Origin of the sequence: Roseovarius sp. MMSF_3281, assembly GCF_030733685.1 — a bacterium.
Classification (GTDB): domain Bacteria; phylum Pseudomonadota; class Alphaproteobacteria; order Rhodobacterales; family Rhodobacteraceae; genus Roseovarius.
In genome coordinates this window covers 60,761-76,828 of record NZ_JASHIM010000011.1, presented here as the reverse complement: position 1 = coordinate 76,828, position 16,068 = coordinate 60,761, and the positions used below count along the sequence as shown (strand labels likewise).

15 protein-coding genes are annotated in these 16,068 nt (G+C 59.7%); 10 read left to right on the top strand and 5 right to left on the bottom strand.

Going from position 1 to position 16,068, the window contains the following annotated elements; all coding sequences use genetic code 11:
* The first annotated feature begins 3 nt into the window (after window positions 1-3).
* The 7 genes from RBB32_RS12075 (at window position 4) to RBB32_RS12045 (ending at window position 5,763) form a co-directional block, all read left to right on the top strand.
* Window positions 4-972: a DUF2927 domain-containing protein gene (locus RBB32_RS12075; protein WP_371931051.1), complete on the top strand. Its 969-nt coding sequence runs from the start codon at window positions 4-6 to the stop codon at window positions 970-972.
* Window positions 973-995: 23 nt separating this feature from the next.
* Complete coding sequence (locus RBB32_RS12070) at window positions 996-2,111, top strand: SPFH domain-containing protein (protein WP_306152964.1); 1,116 nt, start codon at window positions 996-998, stop codon at window positions 2,109-2,111.
* 72 nt (window positions 2,112-2,183) lie between these two features.
* A complete protein-coding gene (locus RBB32_RS12065; RefSeq protein WP_306152963.1) occupies window positions 2,184-3,290 on the top strand; it encodes a TFIIB-type zinc finger domain-containing protein in 1,107 nt (368 codons plus the stop codon).
* Between the two features lie 2 nt (window positions 3,291-3,292).
* The gene (locus RBB32_RS12060) at window positions 3,293-4,336 is read left to right on the top strand and encodes a proline racemase family protein (RefSeq protein ID WP_306153010.1); all 1,044 of its coding nucleotides are present in this window, start codon (window positions 3,293-3,295) and stop codon (window positions 4,334-4,336) included.
* Window positions 4,333-5,004 (top strand): nitroreductase, encoded by a 672-nt coding sequence (locus tag RBB32_RS12055; RefSeq protein WP_306152962.1) that lies wholly within the window; start codon window positions 4,333-4,335, stop codon window positions 5,002-5,004. Before RBB32_RS12060 ends, RBB32_RS12055 begins: the two co-directional genes overlap by 4 nt.
* 21 nt (window positions 5,005-5,025) lie before the next feature.
* Window positions 5,026-5,520, top strand: a complete 495-nt coding sequence (gene dtd, locus RBB32_RS12050) for a D-aminoacyl-tRNA deacylase (RefSeq protein ID WP_306152961.1) — start codon at window positions 5,026-5,028, stop codon at window positions 5,518-5,520.
* Between the two features lie 111 nt (window positions 5,521-5,631).
* A complete protein-coding gene (locus tag RBB32_RS12045; RefSeq protein ID WP_306152960.1) occupies window positions 5,632-5,763 on the top strand; it encodes a hypothetical protein in 132 nt (43 codons plus the stop codon).
* 44 nt (window positions 5,764-5,807) lie between these two features.
* Here the strand turns inward: RBB32_RS12045 and RBB32_RS12040 are convergent, their stop codons facing one another.
* Complete coding sequence (locus RBB32_RS12040) at window positions 5,808-6,821, bottom strand: NAD-dependent epimerase/dehydratase family protein (RefSeq protein ID WP_306152959.1); 1,014 nt, start codon at window positions 6,819-6,821, stop codon at window positions 5,808-5,810.
* Window positions 6,822-7,017: 196 nt separating this feature from the next.
* Between RBB32_RS12040 and RBB32_RS12035 the strand changes: the two genes are divergently transcribed.
* Entirely contained in the window at window positions 7,018-8,046 is a 1,029-nt protein-coding gene (locus RBB32_RS12035; RefSeq protein WP_306152958.1) for an extracellular solute-binding protein, read from the top strand.
* Window positions 8,047-8,442: 396 nt separating this feature from the next.
* On the opposite strand, the gene RBB32_RS12030 is transcribed toward RBB32_RS12035, so the two are convergent.
* The 4 genes from RBB32_RS12030 to RBB32_RS12015 all read right to left on the bottom strand — a co-directional run bounded on the left by RBB32_RS12030 (window position 8,443) and on the right by RBB32_RS12015 (window position 12,010).
* On the bottom strand, window positions 8,443-8,847 hold the full coding sequence (locus RBB32_RS12030; RefSeq protein ID WP_306152957.1) for a universal stress protein: 405 nt from the start codon (window positions 8,845-8,847) through the stop codon (window positions 8,443-8,445).
* A gap of 13 nt (window positions 8,848-8,860) precedes the next feature.
* Window positions 8,861-10,168: a TRAP transporter large permease subunit gene (locus RBB32_RS12025; protein ID WP_306152956.1), complete on the bottom strand. Its 1,308-nt coding sequence runs from the start codon at window positions 10,166-10,168 to the stop codon at window positions 8,861-8,863.
* 219 nt (window positions 10,169-10,387) lie between these two features.
* A complete protein-coding gene (locus RBB32_RS12020; protein ID WP_306152955.1) occupies window positions 10,388-11,437 on the bottom strand; it encodes a TRAP transporter substrate-binding protein in 1,050 nt (349 codons plus the stop codon).
* Between the two features lie 78 nt (window positions 11,438-11,515).
* A complete protein-coding gene (locus tag RBB32_RS12015; protein ID WP_306152954.1) occupies window positions 11,516-12,010 on the bottom strand; it encodes a TRAP transporter small permease subunit in 495 nt (164 codons plus the stop codon).
* A 798-nt stretch (window positions 12,011-12,808) separates the two neighbouring features.
* On the opposite strand from RBB32_RS12015, the gene RBB32_RS12010 reads away from it, so the two are divergent.
* Both RBB32_RS12010 and RBB32_RS12005 read left to right on the top strand, forming a co-directional pair.
* Window positions 12,809-14,311, top strand: coding sequence for a CoA-acylating methylmalonate-semialdehyde dehydrogenase (locus tag RBB32_RS12010; protein ID WP_371931050.1), 1,503 nt, complete (start codon window positions 12,809-12,811; stop codon window positions 14,309-14,311).
* Window positions 14,312-14,492: 181 nt separating this feature from the next.
* A complete protein-coding gene (locus RBB32_RS12005) occupies window positions 14,493-15,962 on the top strand; it encodes a PLP-dependent aminotransferase family protein (RefSeq protein ID WP_306152952.1) in 1,470 nt (489 codons plus the stop codon).
* Window positions 15,963-16,068: the final 106 nt, after the last annotated feature.

The window sequence follows — 16,068 nt, the reverse complement described above, 5'->3', positions numbered from 1 at the left end:
CAAATGGGCAAGGCGCATCGCACACTGCATGCAGGGCTTACAGGGCTGGCATTGCTGGCCCTGTCGGCTTGTATGGCGGCGCCGCCTGCTCCGCCCTCGACCAAACCGCAGGCGCGCCCGGCGGGCATGGCTCCGGCTCCCCGGCCCGGGCCGGCCCGGGCCGAGCCGTCACAACGCAGCCGGAACCTTGCGCGCTATTATTCCGCCGTGCAGGCCGATTTGCTGGCTCAAGGGCTGTTGCGCACGGGTGGCGGCGGGGTGGACACGCCCTATACCGACACCGACGTGATGCGCAACTTCGAGCGGATCGCCTTTTATGACGAATATGCCCGCGACGGGGGCTTCAGGCGTGCCGCCGACACGCCCGGCGGGTTGCGCAAATGGACAGGCCCGGTGCGTATGGCGGTAGAATTCGGCACCAATGTGCCGCGTGATCAGCGCGCCACCGATCAATCCATGGTCAACAGCTATGCCGCGCGCCTTAGGCAGATCACTGGCCACCCGATCAGCGCGGGCAGTTCAAAACCCAACTTCCACGTCCTGTTCATGAGCGAGGACGACCGCGACCAAGCGGTCAACCGCATCCAACAGATCGTGCCCAACATCGGCACCAATTCACTGGCCCTGTTCCGCACCTTGCCGCGCTCGATCCATTGTCTTGTCGTGGCCTTTTCCGACAGCAACAATGACTATCGCTATAGCCGCGCAATCGCGTTTATCCGCTCGGAACACCCCGAATTGATGCGCCGCTCTTGCGTTCATGAAGAACTTGCCCAAGGGCTTGGGCTTGCCAATGACAGCCCACAGGCGCGGCCTTCGATTTTCAATGACGACGATGAATTCGCGCTGCTGACCACCCATGACGAGGAATTGCTGCGCCTGCTTTACAACCCGGCGCTGAAACCCGGCATGACTCCGGATGAGGCCCGCCCAATCATCCGCCGCATCCTGTTGGGCAGCGGGCCGATCTGACGTATATGAAGGAGACCTGAAATATGGGTATTTTCGATTTTCTGACTGGTGAGTTCATCGACGTCATCCATTGGGTCGACGACAGCCGTGATACAATGGTCTGGCGTTTCGAGCGCGAAGGCCATGAGATCAAGTACGGTGCCAAGCTGACCGTGCGCGAGGGGCAATCGGCGGTTTTCGTGCACGAGGGCCAACTGGCCGATGTCTTTACACCTGGCCTTTATTTCCTAGAAACCAACAACATGCCGATCCTGACGACCCTCAATCATTGGGATCACGGCTTCAAATCGCCTTTCAAATCCGAGGTGTATTTCGTCAACACCACCCGCTTCAGTGATCTGAAGTGGGGCACGAAAAACCCCATCATGCTGCGCGACCCCGAGTTCGGGCCGACCCGCATTCGCGCCTTCGGCACCTATGCGGTGAAGGTCAGCGACCCGGCCAAATTCCTGACCGAGATCGTCGGCACCGATGGTGAGTTCACCATGGACGAGATCAGCTATCAAATCCGCAATATCATCGTGCAGGCCTTTTCGCGGATCATCGCAGGTAGCGGCATCCCGGTGCTCGACATAGCTGCCAATACCCAGGATTTGGGCAAGCTGGTGGCGGCGGAAATTACCAAGGTGGTCTCCGAGTACGGCCTGGTGATCCCCGAATTCTATATCGAGAACATCTCGCTTCCCCCTGCGGTGGAAGAGGCATTGGACAAGCGTACTTCGATGGGTCTGGCCGGTGACCTGGGCAAGTTCACGCAGTATTCCGCGGCCGAGGCCATGACCTCCGCCGCTGGCACACCCTCGGGCGGTGGCGGCATGGGTGCGGGCCTTGGGATGGGTATGGGCATGGCCATGGCGCAGAACATGGCGGACCAAAAGCCTTGGGGGGCGCAGGCGCCGCAATCATCGCCCGCCGCTCCGCCGCCTCCGCCGGTGGAGCATGTCTGGCATATTGCCGAAGGGGGCGAGACCAAGGGGCCCTACTCCAAGGCCGCACTTGGCCGGATGGCCACCGAAGGCAAGATCAGTCGTGACACCTATGTTTGGACTGCCGGGCAGGATGGCTGGATGCGGGCCGAGGACGTGCAGGAACTGGCGCAACTGTTCACCATTTTGCCGCCGCCCCCACCGGGGGCGTGATCCCCACCTCGTGATCGCCGCCGCGCGGGCCCTGACCTGTCGCGGTGTGCCTTGCCCTGACAGGTGATCGTCATGACAGCCAGTCCCGTCGAAGAACACCGCTTTCCCTGCGATCAATGCGGGGCGGATTACCGGTTTGCCCCAGACAGGGGTGAATTGGTCTGCGATCACTGCGGCCATACCGAAGCGATTTCCCAATCAGGCCCGTGGCAAAGCACAATCCGGGAGTTGGATTTCCGCCGTGCCTTGGCGCAGGACCTGCCCGAACAGGAGATCGAGGAAACCCGCGTTCTGAACTGCCCCAATTGCGCGGCGCAGGTGGAATTCGACGCCAGCGTGCACGCCGCCGAATGCCCGTTTTGCGCAACCCCCGTTGTGACCGACACCGGCTCGCACCGCCACATCAAGCCACGTGGTTTGCTGCCATTTGCCTTGGACGAGGAAAAGGCACGCGAGGCGATGAACGATTGGCTGGGGGGGCTTTGGTTTGCGCCCAACGGGTTGCAGGCCTATGCCCGCAAGGGGCGGAAGATGCAGGGGATTTACGTCCCCTACTGGACCTTCGATGCCGACACAGCCTCGCGATACAGCGGTGAGCGTGGGACGATTTATTACGAGACCCAAACCGTTTATCGCGATGGCAAGCTCGAACAAGTACGCGTGCCCAAGGTCCGTTGGCAGCGGGTGTCGGGGCGCGTGGCGCGGTTTTTCGACGATGTGCTGGTGCTGGCCTCACGTAGCCTGCCCAAGCGGTTTACCGATGCGTTGGAACCGTGGGATTTGTCGGCCCTTGAACCCTACAACCCCGAATACCTCGCAGGCTTTCGCGCCGAGGGTTACACGGTTGAGTTGGGGGAGGGCTTCACCGAGGCGCGCGCCCATATGGACCGGGTGATCGCCCGCGATGTGAAGTTCGACATCGGCGGGGATCGGCAGCGCATCCACGACATCCAAACCCGGGTCAGCGATGTCACCTTCAAGCATGTGCTGCTGCCGGTCTGGCTGGCGGCCTATAAATACCGTGGCGAAACCTATCGGTTCGTCGTCAATGGCCGGACCGGGCGGGTGCAGGGCGAACGGCCTTGGTCGGCATGGAAGATCACCTTTGCCGTTGTCATCGGCCTGCTGATCGCGGGCGCCGTGGGCTATGCCGTGGCGATGAATGAAGGGCAATTCTGATGGTGCGCAGCCTGAAGAACGTTCAGGTGATATCGGCCCATGCCGAGGGCGAGGTGGGTGATGTGATCACCGGCGGCGTGGCCACGCCGCCCGGCGAAACCCTATGGGATCAATCGCGCTTTATTGCCCACGATAACACCCTTCGGCAGTTCGTTTTGAACGAACCGCGCGGTGGTGTCTTTCGGCATATCAATCTACTTGTCCCGCCCAAGGACCCGCGCGCCGATATGGGGTTCATCATCATGGAGCCCTGCGATACGCCGCCCATGTCCGGCTCCAATTCGATCTGCGTGGCAACGGTTCTTTTGGATTCCGGGATCATCCCGATGCAGGAGCCGGTCACAAAGCTGACGCTGGAAGCCCCCGGCGGGCTGGTTGAGATACGCGCCGACTGTGCGGGTGGGAAGGCGCAGCGGGTTCACGTAACGAACATCCCGTCTTTCGCCGCAGAAATGAATGCGGAAATCGAGGTGCCGGGACTGGGCAGCCTGACCGTCGATACCGCCTTTGGCGGGGATAGTTTCGTGGTTGTGGATGCCGAAGGTTTAGGCTTTGACCTGGTGCCAGAAAACGCCCGACCCCTCGCGGAACTTGGCACGCGCATTACTAGGGCAGCAACCGAACAGTTGGGCTTTCACCACCCCACAAATCCCGATTGGCAGCATATCTCCTTCTGCCTCTTCACCCATGCCCCGCGCGAAACCGACCAAGGGCTTGAGGCGCGGCACGCCGTGGCCATCCGCCCCGGCAAGATTGATCGCTCCCCCACCGGCACGGCCCTGTCGGCGCGCATGGCGCTGTTGCACGCACGCGGGCAGATGGGCAAAGGGGATCGCTACGCTGCGGCCTCGCTGATCGACTCGCGCTTCGAGGGACGGATCAAGGCCCTGACCGAGCTTCAAGGCACCCCTGCCGTGATCCCTGAAATCTCGGGCCGGGGATGGATCACCGGCATGCACACCCATATGCTCGACCCCGATGATCCATGGCCGCACGGGTATCGCCTCTCCGATACATGGCCCAACGATAAGGACAATGAGGCATGAGCCAAGCCGACACTCTGCGCGAGACCCTTGATGCGCGCTATTCCTGCCGTGCCTACCGCCCCGATCCGGTGTCAGCGGAGGTGATTGCCGAGGTGGTCCGCGATGCGGGCCGCGCGCCGTCGTGGTGCAATGCGCAGCCATGGCAGGTGGTCGTCACCCAAGGCGCGGAAACCGAAGCCTTCCGCACGGCCCTTCTGGCCGAGGTGGAGCGCGGCAAACCCGGGGCCGACATGCCATGGCCCGAAGGTTATCCCGGCGTTTACGGCGAGCGGCGGCGCACCTGCGGCTATCGGCTTTATGAGGCTGTCGGCATCGCCCGGGAGGATCGCGCAGGTCGCGCCGAGCAATCCATGCAGAACTATCACCTGTTCGGCGCGCCGCATGTGGCGATTATACATGCCGAGGCGGCCCTTGGCCCATACGGGGCTATGGACACCGGCGGCTTTGTCACCGCCTTTCTGTTGGCGGCCACGGCGCGGGGCTTGGGCACCATCGCGCAAGCCTCGGTCGCGGCCTATCCTGATCTGATCCGCGCACATTTCGACCTGCCCGACACGCGCAACATCCTTTGCGCCATCAGCTTTGGTTACCCCGACCCGGACCACCCTGCCAACCAATTCCGCACCGAGCGCGCGGCGCTTGACGATATCCTAGACCTGCGCGGTTGAGCCAAGGAAAGGACCCCGACCATGCGCGCGCTTTTGCAACGTGTCTCCCACGCCTCGGTCACTGTCGACGGCCAAGTGATCGGCCAGACCGGCCCCGGCCTTTTGGTACTGATATGCGCCATGCAGGGCGACGCGCAGGCGCAGGCCGACCAATTGGCCGCCAAGATCGCCAAGCTGCGGATTTTCACTGATGAGGCGGGCAAGATGAACCGCTCGATCCGCGATATCGGCGGATCGGCCCTTGTGGTCAGTCAATTCACGCTGGCCGCCGATACATCGCGCGGCAACCGCCCCGGGTTTTCCACCGCGGCATCCCCCGACGAGGGCAAGCAGCTTTACCAGTATTTCGCAGAACAATTAGCTGACCAAGGCCTGCCCGTGGAAACCGGGGAATTTGGCGCCGACATGAAGGTGGAATTGCTCAACGATGGACCGGTGACCATCTGGATGGACACCGATTCAGGAAAAGGGCGCGGCATGACTTTATCGAAACGAGGCCGGGTGCCCGAGGCCTGAGAAGCGCGGTTTCAGGATATCGCGGGCCAAACCGCAAAATCCGGCTCCGGCGCCTGTGCTGGCCGACCGCTATTCGGTGGACATCGACGGCCTGCGTGATCCGCCCATAAGGTGACCCCCGCGCTGATCACCATCGGCGGACGCCTGAACCTCTTTGAACATTCCGTAGCCAAGGCCCGCGCCGTGGCCGTGGAGGTCGCCGCCCTCCGGGCCGAATTCACGACCCTGCACTACGCCACCTGAGGGGGCCGAAATCTTTGAAGAAATCGTCGCAGGCCACGGGTGGCTCACGTCTCGTAATAATCGCGGTACCACGCCACGAAACGCTTGATCCCCTCATGCACATCGGTCTGCGGGCAATAACCCGTCAAATCCTGCAATAGTGTGGCATCGGCCCATGTGGCCGGAACATCGCCTTTCTGCATCTCCATCATGTTGCGCGTGGCACTCATACCCAGCGCCTCTTCGATGGCTTCAATGAAATCCAGCAAACGCACGGTTTGCGAATTGCCGATATTGACAACCCGATAGGGTGCCACAGGTGACAGGCTGTCTTGTGCGGCAATCTCATCTGGGTTTTCAGGGCGCTGCGGGACTGCATCGATCAACAGCCGAATGCCCCGCACCAGATCGTCTATGTAGGTGAAATCGCGGTACATGTCACCGTGATTATAAACGTCAATCGGCTGCCCTTTAAGGATCGCATCAACGAACTTGAAATACGCCATGTCCGGCCGTCCCCACGGGCCGTAGACAGTGAAGAACCGGAACATCGTGGTCGGAATATTCCACAGATGCGCATAAGAATGGCCCAATGCCTCACCCGCCTTTTTGGTCGCGGCGTAAACGGTCATCTGCGTATCGGCTTTTTGCGTCTCGCGGTAAGGCATTTCCGTTTCGGCCCCGTAAACCGAACTGGTCGAAGCCATCAGCAAATGCTTGACCGCGTGGCGCCGCGCCACTTCCATCACATTAAAGCTGCCCATGACATTGGCGTCGATGTAGGCGCGCGGATTTTCAAGACTGTAACGCACCCCCGCTTGGGCGGCCAGATGGACGATGACTTCCGGACGAAACTCATCTGTGATGCGGTTCAGGGTTTCCACATCCTCAAGCATCGCCTCGACCCCGACGAACCCGGGGTGCTGCGACAGCATCTGGTGCCGACGCCGCTTGAGGCCCACGTCGTAATAATCGGTCATCCCGTCAAGGCCCAGAACGGCATGCCCCTCGCGCAATAACAGGTCTGACAGATGATAGCCGATAAACCCCGCAGTTCCGGTGATGAAAACCCGTGTCATGCGCCCCTGCCCCTTATTCTTATGCCATTTACCGTGGCGTCAACGCCTATGGTTCACAAGCAAAATTGCTTGCCGCAAGTCAATGTATTTCTCCGAGCGGACAATTTCCGACTAATTCAGTCATATAATTGTTGACCCATGTGGCCCACATGGTATCTGACAAAATTAGTAAACATTGGAACCTCAGGAGGACCTTATGTCATCCCTTCGCACCACATCCATCCTCGCCCTTGCCGCCAGCATCGCGCTGGGGGCCGCCGTTCAGGCCAAGGCCGAAGACTTGAACCTTTATTCCTCGCGCCACTACGACACCGATGAACGCCTCTACAGCGACTTCGAAGAGATGACCGGCATCACCATCAACCGCATCGAAGGCAAGGCTGATGAGTTGATCGCGCGCATGAAGGCTGAAGGTGACAACTCCCCCGCCGACGTTTTGCTGACGGTCGACACCTCGCGCCTTGAACGCGCCAAGAACGAAGGCGTCTTGCAGTCGGTGGACAGCGATGTTCTGGAAAACCGCATCCCGGCCTACCTGCAAGACGACGACAACCAGTGGTTTGGCTTCTCGCAACGCGCGCGCATTATCTTCTACGACAAAACCGATGTGGAGAATCCGCCCAAATCCTATGTCGAACTGGCCGACCCCGCCTACAAGGGCATGGTTTGCCACCGTTCTTCAACCAACGTCTATTCCCTGACGCTGCTGTCGTCGGTCATCGAAAACCACGGCGAAGAGGCCGCCAAGGAATGGGCCAAAGGCGTGGTCGACAACTTCGCACGTGACCCCCAGGGCGGCGACACCGATCAGCTGCGCGGCCTGGTTTCGGGTGAATGCGATGTCTCGGTCGGCAACACCTATTACTTCGCTCGCGCATTGCGCAGGGACGTCAGCGGCCTGCCCGCCGACGCCATGGAAAACATCGGCTGGGTCTTCCCCGCGCAGGATGCCGAAGGTGCGCACATGAACCTTTCGGGTGGCGGCGTGGCGGCCCACGCGCCCAACCGCGACAACGCGGTGAAATTCCTTGAATACCTCGCCTCAGATCAAGCGCAGAAGTATTTCTCGGCGGGCAATGACGAATATCCGGCCGTACCCGGTGTCGGCCTCAGCGACTCGGTTGCCCAACTGGGTATCTTCAAACCCGATGACGTCGACCTGAGCGAAGTGGCGAAAAACGTGCCCACCGCGCAAAAAATCTTTAACGAAGTGGGTTGGAAATAACCCGCCCCCTAAGCTCACACCAAACGGGCGCGAGGCACCTCGCGCCCGTTTTCATTTGCGCCAGCTTATGGCACCAAGAAAAAGACGGCGCGTTTCTTGAGCGGATACCAAAAGCCGCCCTTCTGGGCGGCTGAAAAACGTCTACGTGAACGTAGGGCGGCAAGACTAGCCATGTATCCCGGGTAAACCTGCCTCGAGCCTGTCGGCACGGCAGAAATCCATTCCAATCTTCCTCGGTTTCTTCAAAACGCCGAATGCCCCGAAGGCGAATGGCCCTGTGTTCAGGCATTCGAGTTCAGCTTGCCCATTTGTCACCGAGCGCCCGCAATCTACGGCGGCAAGTAATCGGTCAACGAAGGCCCAATTTGCCCCAACGACGGCAATAACGAGTTACAATCAGCGCAAAACCACGACGCTACATTTGGCGTGCCGGACAACCCTTGCTGCTGTCGACCCAAGCAAAAGGCCCGACAGGCCCGCCCGGTGCGACGCGACAACGATGCAATCCACACGGTTCTTGTTGGCCCAGTTGAGGACCGTGTTCGTCGGATGCCCGGACACGACATGCGTTTCGATATTATCCGAGGGCATCGCCTTCTTGAGCGCCTTGTCAAACCTGTCGATGCTCTCGCGGACCTGATCCTTGGGGAAATACGATCCGACATAGGATGGCAGTTCTTCCACCACCGACAGTACCGAAAGATTTCCATCAGGGGCAAGAAGGCGCTGAGCAGCGTCCAGTTGGGCTTCACAATCGTTTATGTGGTCGGGCGCGACCGGAACAAGGATATTTTTGTACATCTCAATCTCCGATTTACTTGAAGACGCCGGGCAGCCAAGTGGCGATTTGCGGGAACAGGAAGATCAGGGTCAGGCCAAGGAACTGAAGCGCCACGAAGGGGCCGACAGAATTGTAGACATCGCCCATGCTGACATCCCGCGGCAGCACCCCCTTGATCCAGAAAAGGACAAAGCCGAAGGGCGGGGTAAGATAGGCGATCTGGATGTTGACGATGAACAGCGCGCCGAACCACAGTTTGTCGATCCCCAGTTCATCCACGATCGGGATGAACAGCGGGGTACACAGCATGATGATGGCCCAGTCGTCCATGACCATCCCCAGCACGAGGATAATCAGCATCATCATCAACAGGATCCCCGTGCTGCCGCCCGGCATGGAAAGCACCAGATCGGTCAACAGGTCCTGGCTGCCCAACGTGTTGAAGACGTTAAGGTATACCGTCGCGCCGATCAGGATCCACAGGCCCATACCGCTTAGTTTCAGCGTGGACATAAGCGAATCCAGCAGGACGCGCCGGGTCAGCTTGCCGTAAATCAGGTTGATGATGAAGGCGCCCGCCGCTCCGAATGCCGCGGCTTCCGCAGGTGTGGCGATACCGCCCCAGATGATGCCCAAAACGATGACGATAAGCAGGGCAAAGGGCCAGATGCTGAGCACAGCAGTCAGTTTTTCCCTCGGCGTGAACTTTTTCTCCGACGGCAGTGCCGGCCCCAATTCAGGTTGCACACGGCAGCGAACACCGATGTAGATCGTGTAGAATGCTGCCAGCATGAGCCCCGGCATCAGGCCTGCCATAAACAGATCACCAATCGATACCTTGGCCAGCAGGCCATAGAAGATGAACGGAACGCTGGGCGGGATCAACGCGCCCAGGGCACCGCCCGCCGCGATCGAGCCGATGGCGATCCGCCGATCGTAATTGTAACGCACCATGGAAGGATAAGCGATCTGACCCATCGTGGTGGTCGCCGGCGGCGTGATGCCGGTAATGGCCGCGAAGACGGTACAAACCTGAACCGTCCCCATGGCCAGCCCGCCATGGATATGGCCGATCAGTTTATAGACCGCATCATAGGCGGCCTCGGCTATGCCGGAAAACCGGATCAGTGACCCCATGAACAGGAACAATGGTACCGTGACCAGAACCGAATTCCATGGTGTCGAATAGAACGCACTGGGAACGGCAAGCAACGCGCGCGGCTCGACGAGAATGGCAAACAGGACAGCTGTCCCTCCAAGGCCAAACGCAACCGGCAGGCCCATGAACAAGATGCTGAACAAGACCAGAAAATACAGCGCTGTGATTAATTCGAGACTCATGATCTTCGGTTTCCTTACCTAAAGCGCTTCGCGGAAAACCTGAATCACGGATTCTCGCGAAATACGGTGCAACACCCAATCCTTGCGCGCGTTTCACCTTTCTCTGATGGCTCAGCTCAACGGCGGTCGGCGCGCAACGGTCTGGCATTACGCTGGCCTGCCGGGCAGGCCAGCGTAGTCTATTTAGGGTTGTCTGTGACGGGTCACGTCTCAGGGGCCTTATTCCGAAGCGGCCTTGTCTTCGAGAAACTGCTTGTAGATCTCGACACCCTTGGCGTTGCCGTCAGAGGCTTCTGCGACCTGCGGCCATACCTTCTCGATCGACATCTCACGCATCCGTTGAACTTCCTCGTCGCTCATCTCGATCACCGTACCACCGGCATCGCGCAACGCTTGCAAGGCCCCTTCGACACCTTCCGCATGAATGCGGCTGGTCTCAAAGTAGGTTTCCTTGAAGATGCCATCGATCTGTTCGCGCTGCCAATCGGTAAGGGCATTCCAGCTTTCGAGGTTGATGAAAATCTCCTGATGCTGCGCCGGGTTCCAGCCAGGCATGATCGCATAGTCGACCACTTCGTGGAACGACATGTCATCAATCCCGCCTGTGTCCCAGTAGGTCCCGTCGATCGTACCAAGCTTGATGGCAGTATAGATTTCACCGGCATTCATCGACACCGGCGAGCCGCCCACGGTGGAGTGGAAAATCGCCTGCGGTCCGCCCGCGCGCATCTTGCGCCCGGAAAGGTCTTCGATCTTCTCGACCGGGAACTTGGTGAACATCGCGTTCGGGCCTTGGTTGGTCCAGCCGGCCCAGTGCAGGTTGCGCGCATGCGCCGCTTCCTGAACGATGTCGCCAACGCGGTAATCAGGGTTGCCCCACATCACCTCCCAGGCTTCCTCGGCGCTTTCTGCCCCCATGGCCAGACCGAAGGCAAGCATACCCTCCGGCATGTCCCCGCCATAGACCGAGCCCCAACCGGCGTAGCCGTCGGTAACACCCGCAGCCGCAGCACCGAAGGCCTCCGAGCCGCTGACCAATGCGCCGGCCGGCTCGACCCGGATCTTGACGGTCCCCTCGGTGGCTTCCTCGACGGCTTCCACCCATGGCATCAGGCCACCGGCCCAGCCGGCATCGCTTTGGTCGAAAGCGGGCTGAAAGGTCCATTCGGTTACCTCGTCCGGGGGGCCGTCCTGCCCTACGGCAACGCTCGCAGTTACCGCGAAAGCGCCCGCCCACATGGTCGAGTGAATAAATCTATTGATCGTCATTTAGTTTCCTCCTTGTTGATGGTTCGGTCATTTTTTATTGGCCCTGAAAGCGGCAAGCCGCTTTCGAAGGCAGGAATTTCAATCGCGGCCGAAAATGATCTTCAGGTCGCGAATGAAATGTTTCAGCACGATCAGCAGCACCAAGCATGCACTCAGTGGTATCGCGAATTTTATCGGGTAGATGGGAATCGGAATGGCCGTCGGGGTTTGCTGGTTAAGCATCAGCGAAAGCGATGCCGCCTCGTAACCCTTCACGATCAGCGCCCCCAGAAACAGCAAGGCGAATGGCATTGTCAGCACATCCAGAATAGCCTTATTCCGGCTGCTGGCATTCGCGTAAAACAGATCAAGTTTGACGAAACTTTCATGCTGCAGCGCATAAACGCCTCCCGCACAGGCCATGAGAACCATAGCCGCCTGCAATGAAGTTCCTATCCATTGCGACGGCGCGTTAAGCACGTAGCGCATGAAAACGTCCGAGACGCCAAAAGCCATGCAATAAAGGATCAGGAACCAGCCAATATACCCCGCGACCCCGGAGATCGCGCCGGTCAACCACTCAAGCCCGCGCATCAGCATCGTGCAACCTGTCGAGTTTTCATGAGATCGGTCTCCTTCAAGATCGTTATGCCACCTCGGGGCTGCGGTTGCAGTTGGGACAGGCGCCGCCCCTTTGCGGACGCCCTCCTGCGCTCGTCAGTGGGTTTCGCGGCCCACCACGCACCAGATGGCCCTTCACGCGGGCTTGCCCGGTTGATTTGCAGATAAACAGCGCCATGCAATCAGCCCCCCATTTATCACGATAGCACAGATCGGCGCGCCGGTCTCGACTGCGCGATCTCCATTTTACGTTGATACAGCAAACGACATGATCCGGGGGGAGGAAAGATACAGATGCGGCTAAACAAGGGTACAGATTGCCAAGGCGGCACGCGCTCGGATACAACCGCTTTGCCTCGACGTTTGAAAATTCCACCCTCTGTCAGCGAAGGGATCTGTATGGCGGATCCCCCACCGGCGGGGCCTCTCATACCGCCAGGCCCTCCCCTCCGGCCAACGTTGAGAAACCTCATGAATCGCAACAGGATACATAGGTTCAAGCCGCGCCCCTGTGGTTGGATTTCCTGTCGGTTACGCCACGATCTACGCCCTAGGACGCCTTGCCATACTGCCGTTTCGCCACAGACCGGGCATGCCCCGCCCGGCAAATCCACATCGCCCAACTGTCCCCTTTGACGTTCTCAACTGTACCTGTCGCGCCTTTTCGTATCGGCTTACCAATGGTCAGGACACAAAGCGAAAACCAACATGTTTCGCTTGCCCAAGGCGTCGGCCCGGGACTGCGAAACACCAATATAGGGAGAACACCAAATGGGCCAGATCGGTCACTTCATGTCGAATAAACCTTGGGTCGGAACCTCTGACCGAACTGCAGACATTCGCAATCCCGCCACGGGCGCCGTAACCGGACAGGTCGCGCTTGCCAGCAAATCGGACGTCGATACCGTGGTGGACACCGCCGCCGATGCCCTTGCGGATTGGGCTGCGACCCCTCCGGCAAAGCGCGCAGCGGTGATGTTCGAATTCCGCGACCTACTAAAGAAACACATCGACGAACTGGCCAACCTGCTGTCGGCCGAACACGGCAAGACCCTCCCCGATGCAAAAGGTGAAATCGCGCGCGGCATCGAAGTTGTCGAATTCGCCTGCGGTATTCCGCAGCTTCTCAAGGGGGAATATTCCGAAGCCGTCGCCCAGAACGTCGATAGTTTCAGCGTGCGCCAACCGGTGGGCGTGGTGGCGGGGATTACCCCGTTCAATTTCCCGGCCATGGTGCCTCTGTGGATGTACCCGGTCGCCATCGCCTGCGGCAATACCTTCGTGCTTAAGCCCTCGGAAAAGGACCCCAGCGTCGTCATGCGAATTGCCGAATTGCTGACACAGGCCGGGCTGCCCGAAGGCGTGTTCAACGTCGTCAACGGCGACAAGGAGGCCGTGGACGCCCTGCTCGACAATCCCAAGGTCGAGGCGGTCAGTTTCGTGGGCTCGACACCGATCGGCCATTACATCTATACGCGCGGCACCGACAACGGGAAACGCGTGCAGGCCCTGTGTGGCGCGAAAAACCACATGGTCATCATGCCCGACGCGGATATGGAACAGGTAACCGACGCCCTGATCGGATCGGCCTATGGCTCGGCCGGGGAACGCTGCATGGCGATCTCGGTGGCCGTTCCGGTCGGCGAGGAAACCGCCGACAGGCTTGTTGCGGCGCTTGAGCCGCGCATTCGCGCGCTGAAAATTGCACCTTACACCGACCCCGAGTCCGAACTGGGGCCGGTCATTTCGAAACAGAGCTACGACAAGATTCACAACCTGATCGCCGATGGTCTGGATCAGGGGGCAAATCTGGTCGTTGACGGCCGCGATACCACGCTTCAGGGGTACGAAAACGGGTATTTCATCGGCGGTTGCCTGTTCGACAACGTGACAACCGACATGTCGATCTACAAGGAAGAGATATTCGGCCCGGTCCTGTCGGTCGTGCGGGCCGCCGACTATGATACCGCCGTACAGATGATCAACGATCACGAATACGGCAACGGAACGGCGATCTTCACCCGTGACGGCGACGCGGCGCGCAATTTCTGGGCGCGGGCGCATATCGGCATGGTCGGGGTGAATGTCCCCATTCCGGTGCCTGTGGCCTATCATTCCTTTGGCGGCTGGAAGCGGTCGCTTTTTGGCGATCATCACATCCATGGCATGGAAGGTGTCAGGTTCTATACGCGGCTGAAAACCATGACCATGCGCTGGCCGTCGGGCATCCGCACCGGCGCCGAGTTCAATTTCACAAGTGGCAAGGACGCCTGACCACCAGCCACCAAAGCGGCGCCGTTAACCTCCCCGGCGCCGCTTGTCGATCCAATCAGGGAAAACCGCGCCCCACGGCTTGCCTTGCATCCAAGCCCATGCTTCGATCAATTGACGTACTGACATATTTCACGGACCCGTCCAAACTGGGCAGGCCCCAACCCCCACGAGCTTTCGAATGATGCAGCGGCTCACCATCGACAAAACACTGTCCAACGGGCTGCGCGACCAGATCGTTTCGCAGATTTCACGCCTGATTTTCCAAGGCCTTATGCCCAATGGGATGAAGCTTGCATCATGCCGGAAACTGGCCCGCGAACTTGATGTGTCGATCAACACGGTGGTCTCGGCCTATCGCAAGCTGGAAGAGGAACAATTGATCAAGGCCCGCCCCCGGTCGGGCTATTTCGTGTCTTCCGACCACGGCATGCGCCTCGACAATGCCAGGCAGGGCCGGAAGAAAGCCAGCCGGCGCGCGCCTATCGGCGATAAGATCAACAAGCTGCGGCGCGCCGATGACATCGAAACCATCACCCGCCCGCACAACTGGCACGCCTATGATTACCCCTTCGTCTGCAACCAGATCAACGAAGACAGCTTCCCGGTCACCGAATGGCGCGAATGCACCCGACTGGCCATGAGCCGCAAAGACCTCAAGATCTGGTCGGCCGACGGCTTTTACGGCGATAGCGAGGAACTGATCGAACAGGTCAGCCAACGTATTCTTCCCCGCCGGGGCATCTTCGAACCCGGCAGTTCAATTCTGATCACGCTGGGAACCCAGAACGGGCTGTTCATCACAAGCCTGTTGTTCGGAGGGCGTGATCGCATCGCCGCGATGGAAGACCCCGGATACCCGGATGCACGCAAGATCCTGCGGTCGAATTTCGGGGCTTTGAAATTTCAGCCGGTGGATGACGAGGGCATGATCGTCGACGAACGCCTGCGCGACGTCGATCTGGTTTTCGTGACTCCCAATCGTCAGGTGCCGACAACGGTCACCATGTCCGAACGCCGTCGGCAAACGCTTCTGCAAGCCGCCGAGGCCTATGATTTCTATATCGTCGAGGACGACTACGAATGTGACGTGGACTACCGGCACTCCACCCCGTTGCCGCTGCACAGTCTGGATAATACCGGGCGGCTGATTTACCTTGGCAGCCTGTCCAAGGGGCTTTCGCCGGGCTTGCGGCTGGGCTATTTGACCGCCCCAGAGGAATACATCGAGGCGGCGCGCGATTGCCGGGGCATGATGCTGCGCCATCCACCGATGATCCTCCAACAGACCGCGGCCGCTTTCATCCGGCAGGGGTGCTATGACGGGTTACTTCGCAGGCTCCGACAGGATTACGAGCAACGCTGGCGTCTGGCCGACACGATACTTCGCGACCGGCTGCCCGATTTCCTGCAATCAGGGGAATACGGCGGAACGAATTTCGTTCTGGCCAACGACGATCCAAGGCTGAATGCCAAGGCCATTACCGAGGCCGCGCTTGAAAAAGGGGTCATCGTGGAACCACTGGCGCCGTGCTTTTCCGACACTGCAACCGGCGAAAAGTTCTTTCGGCTTGGCGTGTCTTCGATCAACCTTGATCTTATCGAAAGCGGCATTGACCTTTTGCGCGACGCAATCAACGACCTGCGGCGATAAAGCGTGTCGCCGAGCCCCCGAAGCACAGAGCCTCGCTTAATACAATGCAGCACCCTGCCCTTGCGCGCGTCTGCTTTTCGCCGATGCCTCAGCTTGAAAGCGAACC